Annotated in this window: 17 protein-coding genes; 9 read left to right on the top strand and 8 right to left on the bottom strand. The window is 52.0% G+C overall.

Annotated elements, in window-relative coordinates; all coding sequences use genetic code 11:
- The first annotated feature begins 96 nt into the window (after window positions 1-96).
- Together pyrF and L4174_RS10460 are read left to right on the top strand one after the other, a co-directional pair.
- Window positions 97-795, top strand: a complete 699-nt coding sequence (pyrF, locus tag L4174_RS10465; RefSeq protein ID WP_248140716.1) for an orotidine-5'-phosphate decarboxylase — start codon at window positions 97-99, stop codon at window positions 793-795.
- A 159-nt stretch (window positions 796-954) separates the two neighbouring features.
- Window positions 955-2,232 carry an MgtC/SapB family protein gene (locus tag L4174_RS10460; RefSeq protein ID WP_248141681.1) on the top strand — a complete coding sequence of 426 codons (1,278 nt, stop codon included), beginning with the start codon at window positions 955-957 and terminating at the stop codon, window positions 2,230-2,232.
- Here L4174_RS10460 and L4174_RS10455 read toward each other — a convergent pair.
- The 6 genes from L4174_RS10455 to pspF all read right to left on the bottom strand — a co-directional run bounded on the left by L4174_RS10455 (window position 2,229) and on the right by pspF (window position 8,647).
- Window positions 2,229-3,053, bottom strand: a complete 825-nt coding sequence (locus L4174_RS10455; RefSeq protein WP_248140714.1) for an ATP-binding cassette domain-containing protein — start codon at window positions 3,051-3,053, stop codon at window positions 2,229-2,231. The genes L4174_RS10460 and L4174_RS10455 overlap by 4 nt on opposite strands.
- Window positions 3,050-4,048 carry an oligopeptide/dipeptide ABC transporter ATP-binding protein gene (locus tag L4174_RS10450; RefSeq protein ID WP_248140712.1) on the bottom strand — a complete coding sequence of 333 codons (999 nt, stop codon included), beginning with the start codon at window positions 4,046-4,048 and terminating at the stop codon, window positions 3,050-3,052. Before L4174_RS10450 ends, L4174_RS10455 begins: the two co-directional genes overlap by 4 nt.
- Window positions 4,048-4,935, bottom strand: a complete 888-nt coding sequence (gene sapC / locus L4174_RS10445; RefSeq protein WP_248140710.1) for a putrescine export ABC transporter permease SapC — start codon at window positions 4,933-4,935, stop codon at window positions 4,048-4,050. The genes L4174_RS10450 and sapC overlap by 1 nt, the downstream gene beginning before the upstream one ends.
- A complete protein-coding gene (locus tag L4174_RS10440) occupies window positions 4,922-5,884 on the bottom strand; it encodes an ABC transporter permease subunit (RefSeq protein WP_248140708.1) in 963 nt (320 codons plus the stop codon). Before L4174_RS10440 ends, sapC begins: the two co-directional genes overlap by 14 nt.
- 4 nt (window positions 5,885-5,888) lie before the next feature.
- Window positions 5,889-7,508, bottom strand: coding sequence for an ABC transporter substrate-binding protein SapA (gene sapA, locus L4174_RS10435; protein ID WP_248140706.1), 1,620 nt, complete (start codon window positions 7,506-7,508; stop codon window positions 5,889-5,891).
- Between the two features lie 122 nt (window positions 7,509-7,630).
- Window positions 7,631-8,647: a phage shock protein operon transcriptional activator gene (gene pspF / locus L4174_RS10430; RefSeq protein ID WP_248141680.1), complete on the bottom strand. Its 1,017-nt coding sequence runs from the start codon at window positions 8,645-8,647 to the stop codon at window positions 7,631-7,633.
- A gap of 264 nt (window positions 8,648-8,911) precedes the next feature.
- Between pspF and pspA the strand changes: the two genes are divergently transcribed.
- The 6 genes from pspA to tyrR all read left to right on the top strand — a co-directional run bounded on the left by pspA (window position 8,912) and on the right by tyrR (window position 14,499).
- Entirely contained in the window at window positions 8,912-9,577 is a 666-nt protein-coding gene (gene pspA, locus L4174_RS10425) for a phage shock protein PspA (protein WP_248140704.1), read from the top strand.
- Between the two features lie 21 nt (window positions 9,578-9,598).
- Window positions 9,599-9,829 (top strand): envelope stress response membrane protein PspB, encoded by a 231-nt coding sequence (gene pspB, locus L4174_RS10420; protein ID WP_248140702.1) that lies wholly within the window; start codon window positions 9,599-9,601, stop codon window positions 9,827-9,829.
- Window positions 9,826-10,209, top strand: a complete 384-nt coding sequence (gene pspC, locus L4174_RS10415) for an envelope stress response membrane protein PspC (RefSeq protein WP_248140699.1) — start codon at window positions 9,826-9,828, stop codon at window positions 10,207-10,209. Before pspB ends, pspC begins: the two co-directional genes overlap by 4 nt.
- A gap of 103 nt (window positions 10,210-10,312) precedes the next feature.
- Window positions 10,313-11,710, top strand: coding sequence for a YcjX family protein (locus L4174_RS10410; protein ID WP_248141679.1), 1,398 nt, complete (start codon window positions 10,313-10,315; stop codon window positions 11,708-11,710).
- Window positions 11,707-12,747 carry a YcjF family protein gene (locus tag L4174_RS10405; protein WP_248140697.1) on the top strand — a complete coding sequence of 347 codons (1,041 nt, stop codon included), beginning with the start codon at window positions 11,707-11,709 and terminating at the stop codon, window positions 12,745-12,747. The genes L4174_RS10410 and L4174_RS10405 overlap by 4 nt, the downstream gene beginning before the upstream one ends.
- A 216-nt stretch (window positions 12,748-12,963) precedes the next feature.
- Window positions 12,964-14,499 (top strand): transcriptional regulator TyrR, encoded by a 1,536-nt coding sequence (gene tyrR / locus L4174_RS10400; RefSeq protein WP_248140695.1) that lies wholly within the window; start codon window positions 12,964-12,966, stop codon window positions 14,497-14,499.
- A gap of 30 nt (window positions 14,500-14,529) precedes the next feature.
- Here the strand turns inward: tyrR and L4174_RS10395 are convergent, their stop codons facing one another.
- Window positions 14,530-15,015: a methylated-DNA--[protein]-cysteine S-methyltransferase gene (locus L4174_RS10395; RefSeq protein ID WP_248140694.1), complete on the bottom strand. Its 486-nt coding sequence runs from the start codon at window positions 15,013-15,015 to the stop codon at window positions 14,530-14,532.
- 117 nt (window positions 15,016-15,132) lie between these two features.
- On the opposite strand from L4174_RS10395, the gene rimJ reads away from it, so the two are divergent.
- Window positions 15,133-15,717, top strand: coding sequence for a ribosomal protein S5-alanine N-acetyltransferase (rimJ, locus tag L4174_RS10390; RefSeq protein WP_248140693.1), 585 nt, complete (start codon window positions 15,133-15,135; stop codon window positions 15,715-15,717).
- 65 nt (window positions 15,718-15,782) lie between these two features.
- On the opposite strand, the gene pyk is transcribed toward rimJ, so the two are convergent.
- Complete coding sequence (pyk, locus tag L4174_RS10385; protein ID WP_248140692.1) at window positions 15,783-17,228, bottom strand: pyruvate kinase; 1,446 nt, start codon at window positions 17,226-17,228, stop codon at window positions 15,783-15,785.
- Window positions 17,229-17,282 lie beyond the last annotated feature (54 nt).

The following is a 17,282-nucleotide window of genomic DNA, read 5'->3' as shown; positions in this document are numbered from 1 at the left end:
GCGAAATGCAAACGTATTATTGAAAGGGCTGATCACCTGTGGTGATGGCCCTTTCTTTTGAAAGAAGCAAGACAGAACCAAAGTCTAGGAGAGAGCATGTTAGACCCAAAAGTAATTGTGGCGCTGGATTATCCGACTCAGGATGAAGCACTGGCCTTTGTTGATCGAATCGAGCCGGGCAGCTGCCGTCTGAAAGTCGGCAAAGAAATGTTCACGCTGTTTGGTCCTGACTTTGTACGCAAATTACATGATAAAGGTCATTCCGTGTTCCTGGACCTGAAATTTCATGATATTCCGAATACTTGTTCGCGAGCAGTCAAGGCTGCAGCAGATCTGGGCGTGTGGATGGTGAATGTCCATGCCAGCGGCGGTGAACGGATGATGACGGCGTCCCGTGAAATCCTGGAACCCTACGGAAAAGATCGTCCTCTGCTGATTGCGGTGACGGTCCTGACCAGTATGGAAGCGCAGGATCTGGCGGGTGTCGGGATTACCCGCACGCCTCAGGAGCATGTGCTCAGCCTCGCGACCCTGACGAAAAATAGCGGTCTGGACGGTGTGGTATGTTCTGCGCAGGAAGCGACGATGCTTAAGTCTCATCTGGGCACTGAGTTTAAACTGGTTACACCAGGGATCCGGCCTGCAGGCAGCGCTGCCGGCGACCAGCGTCGTGTGATGACACCGGTTGACGCTGTGAAAGCCGGTTCTGACTATCTGGTGATTGGTCGGCCAATTACGCAGGCGGCTGATCCGGCTGCGGTCCTTGCTGAGATTAACCGCTCCCTTCAGGGCTGATTTTCCTGACGCCTTCCACCCCCGCCCTGTGCGGGGGTTCTTTTCTCTGGCCGTTCACTCAGATTTTTGTTTTTTTCTCCCTCGCACAACAGATTCTGGAGTCTGTTATGCAAGAAAGACAAACACGCTCTAAAATTCAATGAAAACAATCAAATGGATTTGAGTATGGATCAGGTCGTGAACTGGCAGTCACCGCTATGGCGTCTGGGGATTGCCCTATTACTGGGAGCAATTATTGGATTACAGCGTGGCTGGGTTACCCGAAACCAAAAAGAAGGGCAGCGGGTTGCGGGCATCCGGACCTACTCACTGATTGGTTTGATGGGGGGGTTGATTGGGCTGCTTTCCGGAATCTACTCGGCCATTGTGCTGGGATTTGCCATAGTCGCGCTCAGTGTCGTAATTGGGATTGCTTATATTTTTCGGCTGCAGCTGACGACTGATCTGAGTATCACCAGTGTGATTGGAATTCTGATGACTTTCTTACTGGGTTGTCTTGCTGTTAGCGGTCAGCCGGTCGTTGCCGCTTCGGCTGCTGTTGTCACGGCCATTATTCTGGATATGAAAGAAGAGCTCCACACTGCGATAGCAAAAATCGAAGAATATGAGCTCGATGCTGCGTTTCGGCTGTTGCTAATCTCAGTTGTCATGTTGCCACTGTTACCCAATGAAGGGTTTGGCCCATGGAAAGCGATCAACCCTTTTGAGATTTGGTGGCTGGTTGTGCTGATTGCCACGATTTCCTTTGTGGGCTATTTCGCGATTCGCATCGGCGGTCCGCGTAAAGGGATTTTATTTACCAGTCTGTTTGCCGGCCTCAGCTCGTCGACAGCACTGACTTTGCAGTTCTCCAATTTGTCGAAACAGGATAAATTTCTCTCCCCGCTGCTGGGAGGGGGCATTCTGCTGAGCTGTGGGACGATGTTCCCCCGGATTATCCTGCTTTGCTCCGTGATCAATGCCAATTTGGTCGCCATGGTCTCCGTACCGATGTTGCTCATGATGGCGTGTTTCTATTTACCGGCGGTGTGGATTTGGAAACGTAATCCGATGGAAGATTATCAGCCTCCGGCCGTGAAGCGAAATCCGCTGGCGTTACCTGCAGCCTTGATGTTCGGCGTGGTGCTGATGGTCATTGTGGTGCTGTCTCATGTATTGCAGGAATGGTTCGGTGACACGGGGACTTATGTGCTTTCAGCTGTCTCCGGGATTACTGATGTGGATGCGATTACATTGGCGCTGGGGCGTCAGAGTCAGTTTCAGATCAGCATTCAGACGGCTGCGATCGGAATTGTGCTGGCTGCCTGTGTGAATAGCGTGGTGAAAATGCTGATGGCCTGGTTTATCGGCAGCCGTACACTCGGGATGTACGTTGTGCTGCCTGTCATGACTTCAGTGGTTGCTGCTGTAGCGTGGGCGTGGATTGTACTCAGTTAAACGTGAATTTTTGCTGAGCGGCTGCTGATACGCGTACTGCGATCGTGGGAAGGCGCCGTAAAGTGGCTGTCGAGCAGTTTTTGTGTCAGGGGGTGCTGGGGGGCGCTGAAAATTTCCTGCGTCGCGCCTTGTTCCACAACTTCACCGTGCTGCATCACCATCAGCTGATCACTGAAATGCTTGATCACTCCCATATGCTGGGAAACATAAATGTATGACAGCCCCATTTCTTGTTGCAGGTCGAGCAGCAGGTTGATGATCTGAGAACGGACAGACATATCCAGTCCGTTCAGGGCTTCATCTGCCACGATGATGCAGGGCTGAAGGATGAGCGCACGTGCCAGTGAAACACGTTGTTTCTGACCGGTTGCGAGCATTTGCGGATAAAAATACGCATGCTCCGGGAGCAGCCCGACACGAAGCAGTGTGGCTTTGATACGATTTTCACGCTCCTGCGGCGTCATGTTTGTGTTTCGTTTCAGCGGTCCTTCCAGAATCTGACCAATCTGAATACGAGGGTTGAGAGACGTATTGGGATCCTGAAAAATCATCCGGATCAGTTTGCAGCGGGTCCGGTAATCTTCAAACGCCAGCGGTTCATCGTTGACCCGGATTTCGCCGCCAGACGGCTCAACCACACCCGCCAGCATTTTTGCCAGAGTCGATTTTCCTGAGCCGTTTTCACCGATCAATGCAAGAGTTTCACCAACTTCCAGCTTGAAAGAGACAGGTTTGACAGCTTCTGTGCTGCGCCGACGAAAGAGACCAGAGCGATGATGGTATTCCTTTCTCAGGTTTTCAACTTCCAAAAGGGCACTCATGATTTTGGCTCCGGCATATTCAGTGGGAAATGGCAGCTGTATTTATGATTTTTGATCTTTTTGCGTTTGGGCACTTCAACACATTTGCGCTGGGCATAAGGGCAACGTGGCCCCAACCGGCAACCAATGGGCAGGTGCTGTAACGGCGGAATGGAGCCAGGCAGTGTCGTCAGTTTGCTTTTGTGCGGAATATCCTGACTGAAGTCAGGCATTGCTTGCAGCAGGGCGACTGTGTACGGATGATGCGGTGCGGTCAGAAGTTGTTTCCGGCTGCCGGATTCGACCGCCTGACCACAATACATGACGGTGATCCGGTCTGCCCACTGAGTGACTGTCGTCAGGTCATGACTGACCAGCAGGATTGTGGTGTTATTCAGCTGGTTCATCCGGCTGAGCAGACGGAAAATCTGTGCTTGAGTGATCGGGTCAAGGTCATTGGTCGGCTCATCTGCAATCAGAAGGCGCGGGCGGTTGGCGATCGCCATGGCAATCATGATTTTCTGGCACTCACCGTCAGTCAGCTCATAGGGATAGCTGTTCATGACCCGTTTGTGATCTTTGATGCCGACTTTGTGGAGCAGGGCGATTGCCTGTTTCTGACGCCAATGGAATCGCTGCCAGAAAGCGCCGCTGAACGAGCTGCGCGGAATCGCTTCTTCCAGCTGCTGGCCGACATGCTCCGACGGATCAAGGCAAGAGGATGGCTCCTGAAAAATCATCGCGATTTCACGGCCAACGATTTTACGGCGTTCACGTGGTGACAGCGCCTGAAGATCGATGTCGCCCAGTCGCAAACGGTCTGCACTGACCCGCCAGTTATCCTTGGTCACCCCGGCAATAGCTTTGGCGACCAGACTTTTTCCTGAACCGGACTCACCGACCAGTCCGCGGATTTCGCCTTCATTCAGGGTCAGGCTCATACGTTCTACAGCTTTGACCATGCCTTGTGGCGTTTCAATTTCGATGGTGAGATTTCGGATATCGAGTAATGGCATCAGTCTACCCCCGCATTGATTGCCTGGCGGAGACCCTCTCCTACTAAGTTTACCACTAAGATACTGAACGTGATGGCCAGACCGGGCAGGGTGACTGTCCAGGGGGCCAGATAAATCAGCTCAATTGAATCACCCAGCATTGCTCCCCATTCCGGAGAAGGGGACTGAGCGCCCAGTCCCAGGAAACCCAGTGCCGCGATATCAATGATGGCGATTGAGATTGCACGGGTCAGCTCACTGATAATCACGACCAGAATGTTTGGCAGAATGGAGTGATACAACAGATAAAAACTGTTTGCACCGTCCAGCCGGGCCGCAATGATGTATTCTTTTTCCATTTCATCATGGACGGCTGAGTAGATGGCACGGATAAAACGTGGGATCAGCGCCAGCCAGATCGCGAGCAGAATACTGGTGATTCCGGTTCCCATGTAGGCAATGACGATAATCGCCAGCAGCAGGGAAGGGATAGACAACACTGTATCCAGGACGTGGTTCAGGATGCTGGATTTCAGCCCCCGGGTCATCCCCGCCAGCACCCCGATGGCAATGCCCAGAATGGCAGAGGCGAAAGCCACCAGCAGCGCATAGCCGAATGTCAGCTGGCTGCCAAGCAGAATTCGGGTAAACAGATCCCGGCCAAGATCATCAGTTCCAAAGAAGAATTCCACATGACCGCTGGCATCCCAGGAAGGGGGCATCAGAAACTCTCCCACCTGATCACTGGGGCCGTAGGAAACCAGCAGGGGGGCAAAAATGGTTGTCAGCATCAGAAAGCCCAGGCACCAGAGTCCGAATACGGCCAGTGAGTTTGCCTGATAATTCTGCCAGGATCGTTCCCACTGAGTCGGAATCCTGTGCTCCTGATAAATATTATTTGATGGCATACCATTCCTTACGGGTCAGCGGGTTCACCATGGCACCAGCCAGATCAGACAAAATATTCGCAAACAGAATAAAACCGCCGACCGTAATGACACCAGCCTGGATGGCAACGTAGTCTTGTGTGGCAATGGCGTCCAGCAGCCAACGGCCAATCCCGGGCCAGTTGAAGATGGATTCGGTCAGCATCGCGAATGTCATCATGGTGGAGAACTGCATCCCCAGCTTGGGAATAATGGGCGGGATGGCATTTTTCATGACATGCCGCATGATGATTTCACCCATCGACAAACCTTTGGTTTGGGCAACTTTAATGAAGTTTTGCTGCATGATATCTGCCACAGAAGCCCGGGTCAGGCGGATCACTTCAGTGGTGGGAGAAATCGCCAGAACCAGCGTTGGCAAGATCAGGTGCCGGGCAACATCCACCAGTGCAGCCGAACGATAGGACGCTTCTGATAAGAAAGCATCGATCAGCGCGAAACCTGTCACAGGCTCAATCTGATACAGCAGATTGTAGCGTCCGGCGACAGGCAGCCAGCCCAGTTTGAGTGAAAACAGCATGATCAGCAGCATTGCCAGCCAGAACAAGGGCAAGGAGTATCCCACCAGTGTCAGAGATGAAATGCAGGTATCCACCCAGCGACCGCGTTTAATACCAGCCAGTGTCCCGAGCGGAATGCCCACAATCAGCGACAGAATGAAGGCGAAGAAACACAGCTCCAGCGTTGCCGGAAACACCGTAAGAATTTCCGCCAGAATGGGTTTGCCGCTCTGATTCAGGCCCAGATTGCCAATCATCAGGTTTTCGAGATACAGGAGCCAGCCGGACCAGAATTCATGCAGGTTCCAGTAGCTGGTGGGTTCAATCCGCAAAATACTGAATCCAATCATGGTCAGGATAACAAGCGTGATCAGAAACAGGTTCAGGCGGCGAATGGTATAGATAAACATTCAGTTATTCGCTCCGGTACACATTGGAAAACGAGCGGGTACCAAACGGACTCAGGTGCAGCCCGTGCAAAGAGTGATGGTGGATCTGGTAATGGATGCCATGTGCCAGCGGGATCACCGGGACCTCATCCTGTAATATTTCCTGCGCATACTGGTAATAGTCCATCCGCTGATCCAACTGAGTGGTACGGGAAGCCAGTTCAAGCAGGTTATCAAATTGCAGATTGCACCAGTTCGCGACATTCAGTCCGGCTTGCTTGGCACTGCAAGAGAGCAGAGGGCGCAGGAAGTTATCCGGATCGCCATTATCTGCAACCCAGCCCGTGAGAGTCAGGTCGATACTTTTTTGCGCAGCTGAACCCGGACGAAGCGGCCTGTCCTGCAGCAGTAAAGTAACTTCAATCCCGACGGCACGGAGATCGGCCTGAATCAGCTCTGCGGTTTTGCGCGGGCTTGGATTGTAGGGTCTGGGTTCCATCGGGACAGCCAGGATCAGATGCAGGTTATGGTCGTATCCGGCATCTTTCAGTAATTTCAGTGCCAAGTCCGGATCATAACGGACTTCCGGTAAATCAAAGGCGTGCGCCCAGGACATCGGTGGCAGCAGTGTTTTGGCCTTGGTTCCCGTACCGTAATAGACGGAATCGAGCAGGTTTTCACGATTGATCGCCAGATTAATCGCCTGACGGACGCGGACATCCTGAAGTGCCGGGATGCTGTTATTGATCGCGAGGAATGCCACATTCATGGCAGTTTGTGCAATGAGCTCGAAGTTGGGATTGTTTTTAATCACAGGCAGCTGACTGGCAACCGGAGAAGACAGCACATCACATTCGTGGTTGAGTAATTTAGCCAGCGAGCCGGTACCGCGCGAAGAAATATCAAAGACCACCTGATGCATAAAAGGTGCGCCGCGCCAGTAATAAGGGTGGCGTTTCAGCCGGATCAGATCGTGTGGCTGATATTCATCCATATAGAACGGGCCGGTGCCGACCGGTCTGGTATCGATATAATCCGGATGTCCCTGACGCAGCAGCTGGTCAGCATATTCTGCGGAATGAATGGCCGCATAAGAGCTTGCCAGCGTCGAAAGAAACGCATTGTCTGGCCGGGTCAGGATAAATTTGATCTGGTGTTTGTCGATGATCTGAATGCGATCGATTAAACGGGCAAACGACTGACTTTCAAACCAGGGATAATGGCCACCTGAGACGGCATGATACGGATGCTTGGGATCGATGATCCGCTTGAAACTGAACAGCACGTCTTCAGCATTAAAGCGCCGTGTCGGCGAAAAATTCGCAGTCCGCTGAAACCGCACATCGTCTCTGAGCGTAAATGTGTACTCGAGGCCGTCTTCACTGACATCCCAGCGACTGGCAAGTGCGGGCTGCGGCAAATGACTGACCGGGTCCAACTGGAGCAGGCGATCAAAAATCTGGGCTGCCAGGCTGTCTGCCGTATGGCCGCCGTCAGTTAACTGCGGATTGAAGGTCCATGGGGTATCCTGACCACAATAAATAAATCCCCACTTACGGATGGTATTGTCTTCTTGGGGCTGAGAACAGGCGGTCAAACCCAGCAATCCGGTAAAGACGAGCAGCAATCGGAAACAGGCGTTCATAACAACGCTCTTATCAAAAGGTGTAGAGTAAAAACAAGTAGCTAAATTTACCACTTTCCGCGTCAAGCACCAAGGTATCTCCTTCAATTACCAAAGTGATTTTCTGAAATCTCGTCGTTTTCTTATTCTTCTTGGTTGCTGCCGACCATATCATGCTTACGGAGTAAGCCTCTGAGTTGATGGTAGCTTAATCCAAGCAGTTGCGCGGCTTTTCGCTGGTTGAACTTGGCTTGTTCCAGTGCCTGATTGATGAGCTGAACTTCCTGCTCTGCCTGAAATACGCGTAAATCGAGCGGTAATCGGAGCTGAGCTTGTTCTGCGTTTTGTACAGCAGGTTCTGTGCTGTTTGTCTGTGGTGCTTCATGCCATGGGGGCGAGAAGGGATCCAGAACGATCGTGGAGACAGGCTGGTCTTCTCTGCTGTGGCGGAAGACGGAGCGCTCCACAGTATTTTTTAATTCGCGGACATTACCGGGCCACTGATAACGTAGCAGGGATTGTCGGGCGGTTGGGCTGAAACCGGCAAAGTAGCCGTAACCCATTTCACGGCACATACGGACCGCGTAGTACTCTGCCAGGGGCAGAATATCGTCTTTACGCTCTCGCAATGGCGGCAAGTGAATGATGTCAAAAGCTAACCGGTCAAGCAGGTCGGCTCTGAATTTACCGGTGTCTGCCATGGCGGGTAAGTCAGCATTGGTGGCGCAGATCAGTCTGACGTTAGCCTGGCAGGTTTTGCTGCCGCCGACCCGTTCATATTCTCCATACTCAATCACCCGGAGCAATTTTTCCTGTATGCCAAGCGGTGAGGTCGCAAGCTCATCAAGGAACAGCGTGCCGCCTTCAGCCCGCTCAAAGCGGCCCTGGTGGCGGCCTTTGGCGCCCGTAAATGAACCGGCTTCATGGCCGAAGAGTTCAGAATCAATCACACCTTCGCTCAGGGCGGCACAATTGAGGGATACCAGCGGCTGATCCCAGCGCTTGGAAAGGTAATGGATACGCTGGGCAATCAGCTCTTTACCGGTTCCCCGTTCGCCCAGAATCAGAATCGGGCGTTCCAGCGGCGCCAGGCGGGAAGCGTGGTCCAGTGCTGCAAGAAAGGATTCTGATTCTCCAATCAGGTTGTCTGTTTTTTGCATCATTTCTTCCGTCTCAGTCAAAAAAGTGGGGGTTACAGCAACTGGGGTGGTCAATTTCGCCAATACTTGGCTGAAACATTCATAAGATAGCAGCCCCTTTCAATGTCTGTAAAGCTAACTTGCTGATATTCAATGTTTTTGAAAGTTGGCATGGCTTTTGTAATACACAACGCAGAGTCATAGACAGATGGCTGTCTGGTGAAATCAAACATCACAATGCTGGTAACCCGGTTTCGCGGTTACGGCAATGAAGGAGAGACAATTATGGGTATTTTTTCTCGCTTTGCGGATATCGTGAACGCCAACGTCAATTCATTACTGGATAAAGCAGAAGATCCGCAAAAAATGATCCGCCTGATCATTCAGGAGATGGAAGATACGCTGGTTGAAGTCCGTACTTCTTCTGCCAAAGCGATGGCAGACAAAAAAGAGCTGCAACGCCGGATTTCCAGCCTGCAGGCACAGTCTGAAGACTGGCAGAATAAAGCAACGCTGGCACTGCAGAAAAATCGTGAAGATCTGGCCCGTGCCGCGCTGATTGAAAAACAGAAAATCAGTGATGTGGTACTGGCGCTGGAGGAAGAATATAAGCTGGTGGATGAAACCATCAATAAGCTGGCGAATGAAGTGGCTGAGCTGGAGCGGAAGCTGCAGGAAACCCGCGCCCGTCAGCAGGCACTGGTGATGCGTCATCAGGCTGTGGGGAACCGCCGTGATGTGCGTCGTCAGCTGGACACCAGTAAAGTTGATGAGGCGATGTCTAAATTTGAACAGTACGAGCGTCGTATTGATGAAATGGAAGCTGAAGCCGATAGCTATAATTTAGGCCGGGGCAAGAGCCTGGAACAGGAGTTTGCCGATCTTCAGGCGCAGGATGAGATTGAAAAGGAGCTTGAGCGTCTGAAAGCTGGTATGAAAGACAAAGAATAACGCCTAGGAAGGAGAAATAGCATGTCTATGGGATTCATTATCGGGCCGTTGATTGTCTTTCTGGTATTTGTCGCCCCCTTGTGGCTGATTCTGCACTATCGCAGTAAACGTCATTCCGCGCAGGGTCTCTCCGGTGAGGAGGCGAGTAAACTACAGGCGCTGGTTGAGCGGGCTGAGCAAATGCAGCAGCGGATTATCACGCTGGAAAAAATACTGGATGCTGAAGCACCGCACTGGAGGCAGAAGTCATGACAAAAACCTTATATCGCGATCCGAAGAACGGTAAGTTGGGGGGTGTCTGTGCCGGGGTTGCCGAGTATTTCGGTATGGAAGCCTGGGTGGTGCGTATCCTCACCGTGTCTGCGTTTCTGCTGTTAGGTTTTTTTGTCATCCTTGCTTACGTTGCAGCCTGCCTGTTTCTGGACAAGATGCCAGAGGAACGACAAATGCAGCAGAATGCTTATAAAGAGCATACCCTGAAGCAGAAACCCTGGCAGTCGGGACAACCGCCATCACAGGTGCTTGATAATCTTGAGACCGAGATGGACGGGATGGAAAGTAAGCTTCGGGAGATGGAAGCTTATGTGACTTCCTCTGCCTTCAATGTCGAGAAAGCTTTTAAGCAGCTTTAAACCGTAAAAATGAACCTGAATGAATTCAGGTGTCAGAAGTAAAGCAGGCAGCGGCCTGCTTTTCTGTTCCAGCCAATCACAACTCAAATTCAAAGGGCAGGATATGATTCATTTGGGGCAAGAGCTCAATAAGCTGGTGAACCGAGGTCTGGACAGGCACGTCAGGCTTGCCGTGACTGGATTATCCCGGGCAGGGAAAACGGCATTTATTACTTCGCTGGTTAATCAGTTACAGCATGTCAGTACCAACCCGAGGCTGCCTTTATTTCCGGCCGTCAGCGATGGTTATCTGCTGGGGGCCCGCCGGGTGCCTCAGATTGACATGCATGTACCAGCTTTCAGTTATGAAGAGGGGATGCAGGCTTTGCTGACGACTCCGCCGCACTGGCCTGAGCCGACCCGGGATGTCAGCCAGATCCGAATGGCATTGCGATTCAAGCCGCAGAAAGGCCCGCTGAAATTGTTGCAGGATACCGCCACCCTGTATCTGGATATTATTGACTATCCGGGAGAATGGCTGCTCGATTTACCGTTGCTGGAGATGGACTATCTGGCGTGGTCAAAACAGCAGACCCGGCTGATGACGGGACGTCGTCAGGTACTGGCGAAGAGCTGGCTGAGCGCAGGAGAAGCCTTCGACCCGCTGGCGGCTGCAGATGAAAGCGCATTGGCGAAACTGGCCGCGCAATTTACGGAATATCTCTATAAATGTAAGGCTGAAGCGGGTTTGCACTGGGTTCAGCCCGGGCGTTTTGTGTTACCGGGGGAACTGGCCGGTGCGCCGGTGCTGCAGTTCTTTCCTTTCATGTGGCTGGAGAATTACAGCGAAAGCCAGCTCAGGGATGCAGGTGATAACACCAACTTTGGCATGCTGCGCAGCCGCTATAAGTACTATCAGCAGCATGTGGTGAAAGGTTTCTACCGCGAGCATTTTTCTCGTTTTGATCGGCAGATCATTCTGGTTGATTGTCTGCAGCCACTGAATGCCGGGCCGGAGTCTTTCAACGACATGCGTCACGCACTCAATCAACTGATGCAGAGTTTTCATTATGGCCGCAGCTCGTTGTTGCGTCGTCTGTTCTCGCCCCGGATTGATAAAGTGCTGTTTGCCGCCACCAAAGCGGATCATGTGACCCCGGAACAGCACCCGAATCTGGTCAGTCTGCTCCAGCAAATGGTTAACGAAGCCTGGCAGACCGCATCGTTTGAAGGCATCAATATGAGTTGTACCAGTCTGGCGGCGATTCAGGCGACTGAACCGGGTTTTGTCACGCATCAGGGAACGCAGGTGCCCGCGCTGCGGGGGCATACGTTATCCGGACAGGCACAAACCCTGTTTCCGGGAGAAGTTCCGAGACGACTGCCGGATGACAGTTTCTGGCAAGCGCAGCGCTTTGACTTTGTCAGCTTCCGGCCGTTGCCACAGCAAAGTGATGAGCCGTTGCCGCATATCCGAATGGACAAAACCCTGTCGTTTTTGCTGGGAGATAAATTACGATGACGAAATCGTATCAAAGCAAGATTGTATTCGACGAACAAGAACAGGCTCAGGCTTCGCCTGAGCTGAAAGCCCGTTATGAATTTGCCGGTGAACAGAAGAGCTTTCTGCCCGCCGGACCTGAAGATGAGCAGGAAACGCAGGCTGAGGCGCAGTTGCAGAAAACACTGGGCAAGCACAGCTCAAAAGGACGCTGGCTGAAGACGTTGCTGCTCGGGGGCGTGGGTCTGACCGTCTGGCAGAGTGTGGATTATGTCGCCACGGCTTATCAGAGTGGCGACTGGCTATCACTGGGCTGGAGTGTGCTGGTGGCTTCCGTGGCTGCCACGGGAATTGGTGCGATTGGCCGTGAATGGGTGCGTCTGCGTCGTCTGAAAGCACGGCAGACGGAGCGTGAGCAGGCAGAGCAATTGCTGGCGGAAGACGGTATCGGCCAGGGGAAAGCGTTCTGTACCCGATTGGCAAAACAAGGCGGGATTACGCATGAAAATGCCGGTTACAGCCGATGGCTGGCGTCGCTTGCCGCCACGCATAATGATGCGGAAGTAATGCAGATGTACGATCACTTGGTGGTCAGTCAGCAGGATAAGCAGGCGAAAAAACTGGTGGTGAAGTATGCCCGTGAAGCTGCTTTGATGGTGGCAGTCAGCCCGCTGGCGATTGCCGATGCTTTACTGGTGGCCTGGCGTAATTTCCGTTTGATTGACCAGATTGCGGCCGTCTATGGGATTGAACTGGGTTACTGGTCCCGAATTCAGTTGTTTAAACTGGTTCTGAAAAATATGGCGATCGCCGGGGCCAGTGAGTTAATCACAGACAGCAGTATGGATCTGTTATCTGTCCACCTGACGGGGCGCTTGTCCGCCAGAGCTGCACAGGGACTGGGGATTGGCCTGCTGACCGGTCGGCTGGGGCTGAAGGCGATGAATCTGATGCGTCCATTGCCCTGGCAGCCGGATCAGGCACCGGCATTAAGCGATATTCGCCGGGATTTAATCGGGCGCTTGGGGGCGGATCAATCAGAGACACCAAAGACCTGATTCAGGATATTGCAGACAACCAGCCAGGGATTCAGGCTGGTTGTTTTTTATTCAATCTATGGCATGAATCATCAATTGGGCTTTTTTGCCGCCATATCATCACGATACAGCTCTCACCTTGTGCATTTACTGTCTTGACGATCCGGAAACTTCCGCGCACACTTCTTCCGTGTCACGAATTGTTGACAGTTAGTCTGGAGTGAATAGGCAATTGCTATGAGACTACAAGTCTTTTGTGTCGACCGGCTAGGAATGACCCGCGAATTACTGGATATTCTCGCCAGCCGTGAATTGGATTTGCACGGTATCGAAATCGATCGTAGCGGGATCATTTATCTCAATTGTCCGGAAATCGAATTTGAAGAATTTCGTCAGCTGATGTCTCAAATCCGTCAGCTGGACGGTGTTACAGATGTTCGCAAAATACAGTTCATGCCCAGCGAGCGTGAGCACAAAGAGTTGAAAGCTTTGTTGGAAGCGTTGCCGGATCCGTTTTTCTCGGTCAACCTGCACGGCAAAATTGACCTGACCAATCAGCCCGCGGAGCTGGTTCTGGGGAAATCCCGTGAAGCAGTTCTCGGTGAGACCATACACAGTGTTCTGGGGTTTAACTTCAACCGTTGGCTGGAGAAAGACGGCGCCAAACATTACAGCGAAATGGTCGTACTGGCCGGGCTGGATTATCTGATGGAAGTCCTGCCGGTTTATGTTACGGATGATGCGGAAAATGAAGTGCTGGCCAGTGCTGTGATTCTGCTGAAATCACTTTCTGAAGCGAAAATGCCGCTGGCGATGCGTCAGATTAGCGGTGATAACGGTTTCGAACATCTGGTTGGTCAGTCTTCGCGTTTCCGCCATCTGATAGCGCAGGCGAAGAAATTGTCGCTGCTGGATGCTCCGCTGCTGATTCAGGGTGAAACCGGTACCGGTAAAGAAATGCTTGCCCGTGCCTGTCATCAGCGTTCTCTGAGACGGGATAAACCGTTTTTGCTGGTGAACTGTGTCTCCATGCCAGACAATGCCGCTGAAACTGAATTGTTCGGGGTTGCCGGGACTGGCGGTGAACCGGGTAAAAAAGGGATTTTCGAGCAAGCCAGCGGCGGGACCGTTTTCCTGTATGAAATTGGTGAGATGTCCTCTCATCTGCAGGTGAAACTGCTGCGATTCCTGCAAGACGGTACTTTCCGCCGCGTGGGTGAAGAACATGAAGTGAAGGTCGACGTCCGGGTGATTTGCTCGACACAGAAACGCTTGCCGGATCTGGTGGCTGCGGGACAGTTCCGTGAGGACCTTTACTATCGTCTGAATGTGCTGTCGTTGGTTGTACCGCCATTGCGGGAGCGTGCTGCGGATATCGTGCCTTTGGCTGAGCTCTTTGTGTCTCAGTTTGCTCAGGAACTTCAGCAGCCGAAACCTGCGCTTTCCGATAAATTGTCTCAGATGCTGAGTCAGTATGCGTGGCCGGGGAACATCCGCCAGCTTCGCAATGTGCTGTTCCGTGCGATGACACAGCTGGAAAGTAATGAAATGACGGTGGATGATATTCATCTGCCGGAACATGAGTCTGCCAGCGTGATCAACGAAGAGACGCTTGACGGGACACTGGATGACATCATGAAGCGGTATGAGTCCGGCATTCTGTCAAACCTGTACCGCAGTTATCCGTCAACCCGCAAACTGGCGAAACGCCTGGGTGTTTCTCACACGGCAGTCGCAAATAAACTGCGTGAGTACGGTATTAATAAACCTTAACCTGTGAACCGCTCTGTAACTGAAGACAGTTCAGAGCGGTAAGAGCTGAGGCTGAATATGACCGGCTTCCAGTTCTCGCAGGCGATGAATCAGATCCAGCCCGAAACGACAGCTTAATCTGGGATGGTCACAAGCCACACGGTGGCAGGGGATGACCAGAGGGATGGGATTCACATTCTTTGCCAGTGCGACCGCCTGATGTGCCTTTTTGTTTCCCAGCTGTGCAGCAATTTGCTGGCAGGTCATGATTTGCCCGTAAGGAATTTCCTGAATTGCCAGCCACACTTTCTTTTGAAAGTCTGTGCCTGTTGGTGCCAGGGACAGAGAAAACTGCTGGCGCTGGCCTCTGAGGTATTCCTTTACCTGACTGGAATATTCGTGCATTTTCTCAGGGTGGTGAATCCAGCTTGGAGAGGGTTGGAAACCGTCACTGGCAAAGGCGAGTAATTTCAGCCCCTCTTGGTCGGCTTGCAGAAAAATAAGGCCGAGCTCCGTGTGGATGAGATCATAGTACATAGTTGCCTTAGATAGTCAGAGAGCGACAAATTCTGCCTGGGTCAGGCCATTCAACGCTCGACAAAAAATGCCGGTCGCGTTAACTAGAAAGTATAGATGCAGTAAGCAGAGGTCAGCTTGTTTCATTCAATTATTCAGCGCTCATCCTCTTTGAAAGTCGATGAATTGACAGTTCGTCTGGTGACCAACAGAGATGCACATCAGATTGCTGCTTATTATCAGCGCAATAAAAATTTTCTTCAGCCTTGGGAGCCGCTTCGGGATCCTGCTTTTTTCACGGTGGCGGGGTGGGAGCGACGGCTGGCACAGCTGACAGAGCTTCATAAGCATCATCTGGCCTATTATTTTGTGATTTTCAGAGAAGGGTCAGACGAAGTCTGCGGCGTGATTAATTTCAGCAATCTGGTCCGTCATCCTTTTTATGCCTGCCATGTGGGATATTCACTGGATGAAAAGCTGCAGGGGAAGGGGATCATGCGACGGGCCCTGAATGCCGCGATCCGCTGGATGTTTGAGGAGCAGCATTTTCATCGGGTGATGGCTGCGTATATTCCTCGAAATCAGCGAAGTGCAGCTGTATTGAAATCAGCTGGCTTTGAACAGGAAGGTGTGGCTAGAGAATATCTGCTGATTAATGGGCGATGGGAAGATCATATTCTGACCGCCCGGATCAATCCGCACTGGATACAGCCAGAATCGTGACTGTTTGAAAGAAAAAAAGCTTGCGGTGTACGCAAGCTTTTTTCTTTTACTGAATGCAGCGCGCTTTATTCTACAGTCAGAATTCGCATGTTGTTTGTGCTGCCGACTGTATCCATGATGTCGCCCTGCGTGATAATGACCAGATCACCTGATTTGAGCAGATTCAGTTCTTTCAGATCGTTCACGGCGTGTTTTGCAACATCCAGACCCGCATCACCTTCACGGTCAAAATACACTGGTGTAACGCCACGATACAGCGCCGCACGATTCAGAGTCTGTTCATTACGCGACAGCGCAAAGATAGGCAGACCAGAAGAGATGCGTGACATCATCAGCGGAGTACGGCCGGACTCTGTCAGGGTAATCATAGCCTTCACACCCACCATGTGGTTTGCGGCATACATGGTAGACATCGCAATGGTTTCTTCGGCCGTATCAAAAGTGCGGTCCATACGGTGAGAAGAAACATTGACGCTGTGCTCTTTTTCCGCACCCAGACACACGCTCGACATGGCTTGTACCGTTTCAACCGGGTAATCCCCAGCCGCTGTCTCCGCAGACAGCATTACGGCATCAGTACCATCCAGCACGGCGTTAGCAACGTCCATGACTTCGGCACGGGTTGGCATCGGGCTGGTAATCATTGATTCCATCATCTGTGTGGCGGTGATAACCGTACGGTTCAGGCTGCGCGCGCGTCGAATCAGTTTCTTCTGAACGCCAATCAGTTCCGGATCGCCAATTTCAACACCCAGATCACCCCGGGCGACCATAACGGCATCGGAAGCCAGGATGATGTCATCCATGGCTTCTTCACTGGCCACAGCTTCAGCACGTTCAACTTTTGCTACAAGACGCGCATTCAGGCCTGCATCTGTCGCAAGGCGGCGAGCGTAGTGCATGTCTTCGCCGTTACGCGGGAAGGAGACAGCCAGGTAATCAACATTCATTGCCGCAGCAGTGATGATGTCGGCTTTATCTTTTTCAGTCAGGGCTTCGGCAGACAGGCCGCCGCCTTTTTTGTTGATTCCTTTGTTGTTTGACAGCGGACCACCAACAATCACTTTGGTGTGAACTTTGTTTCCTTCGACCTGAGTGACTTCAAGCTGAACACGGCCGTCATCTAACAACAGAACATCGGCAGGGCCGACATCTTTGGGTAATTCTTTATAGTCCAGGCCTACAGCCTGTTTGCTGCCTTCGCCTTTTGGCAGCTCGCTGTCGAGCGTAAAGGTGTCACCGACAGCCAGGTGAATTTTGCCTTCTTTAAAGGTCGAAATCCGGATTTTCGGGCCTTGCAGGTCGCCAAGAATGGCAACGTGGCGGCCAAGTTTAGCGGCAATTTCACGTACTTTTTTAGTGCGCTGGATATGGTCTTCAGGGCTGCCGTGAGAAAAGTTCATGCGTACCACGTTAGCACCGGCCGCAATGATGGCTTCGAGGTTGTTGTCGCGATCGGTAGCAGGGCCGAGTGTGGTTACAATCTTGGTACGTCTTAGCCTTTGAGACATGAAGCTCTCCATCTAGTCGAAAGGATACGTTGAGATGAGGTAATTATAATAGCC

It is taken from the genome of Photobacterium sp. CCB-ST2H9, assembly GCF_023151555.2.
In the GTDB taxonomy this organism is placed as follows: Bacteria; Pseudomonadota; Gammaproteobacteria; order Enterobacterales; family Vibrionaceae; genus Photobacterium.
This window is presented reverse-complemented; position numbering and strand designations above follow the sequence as displayed.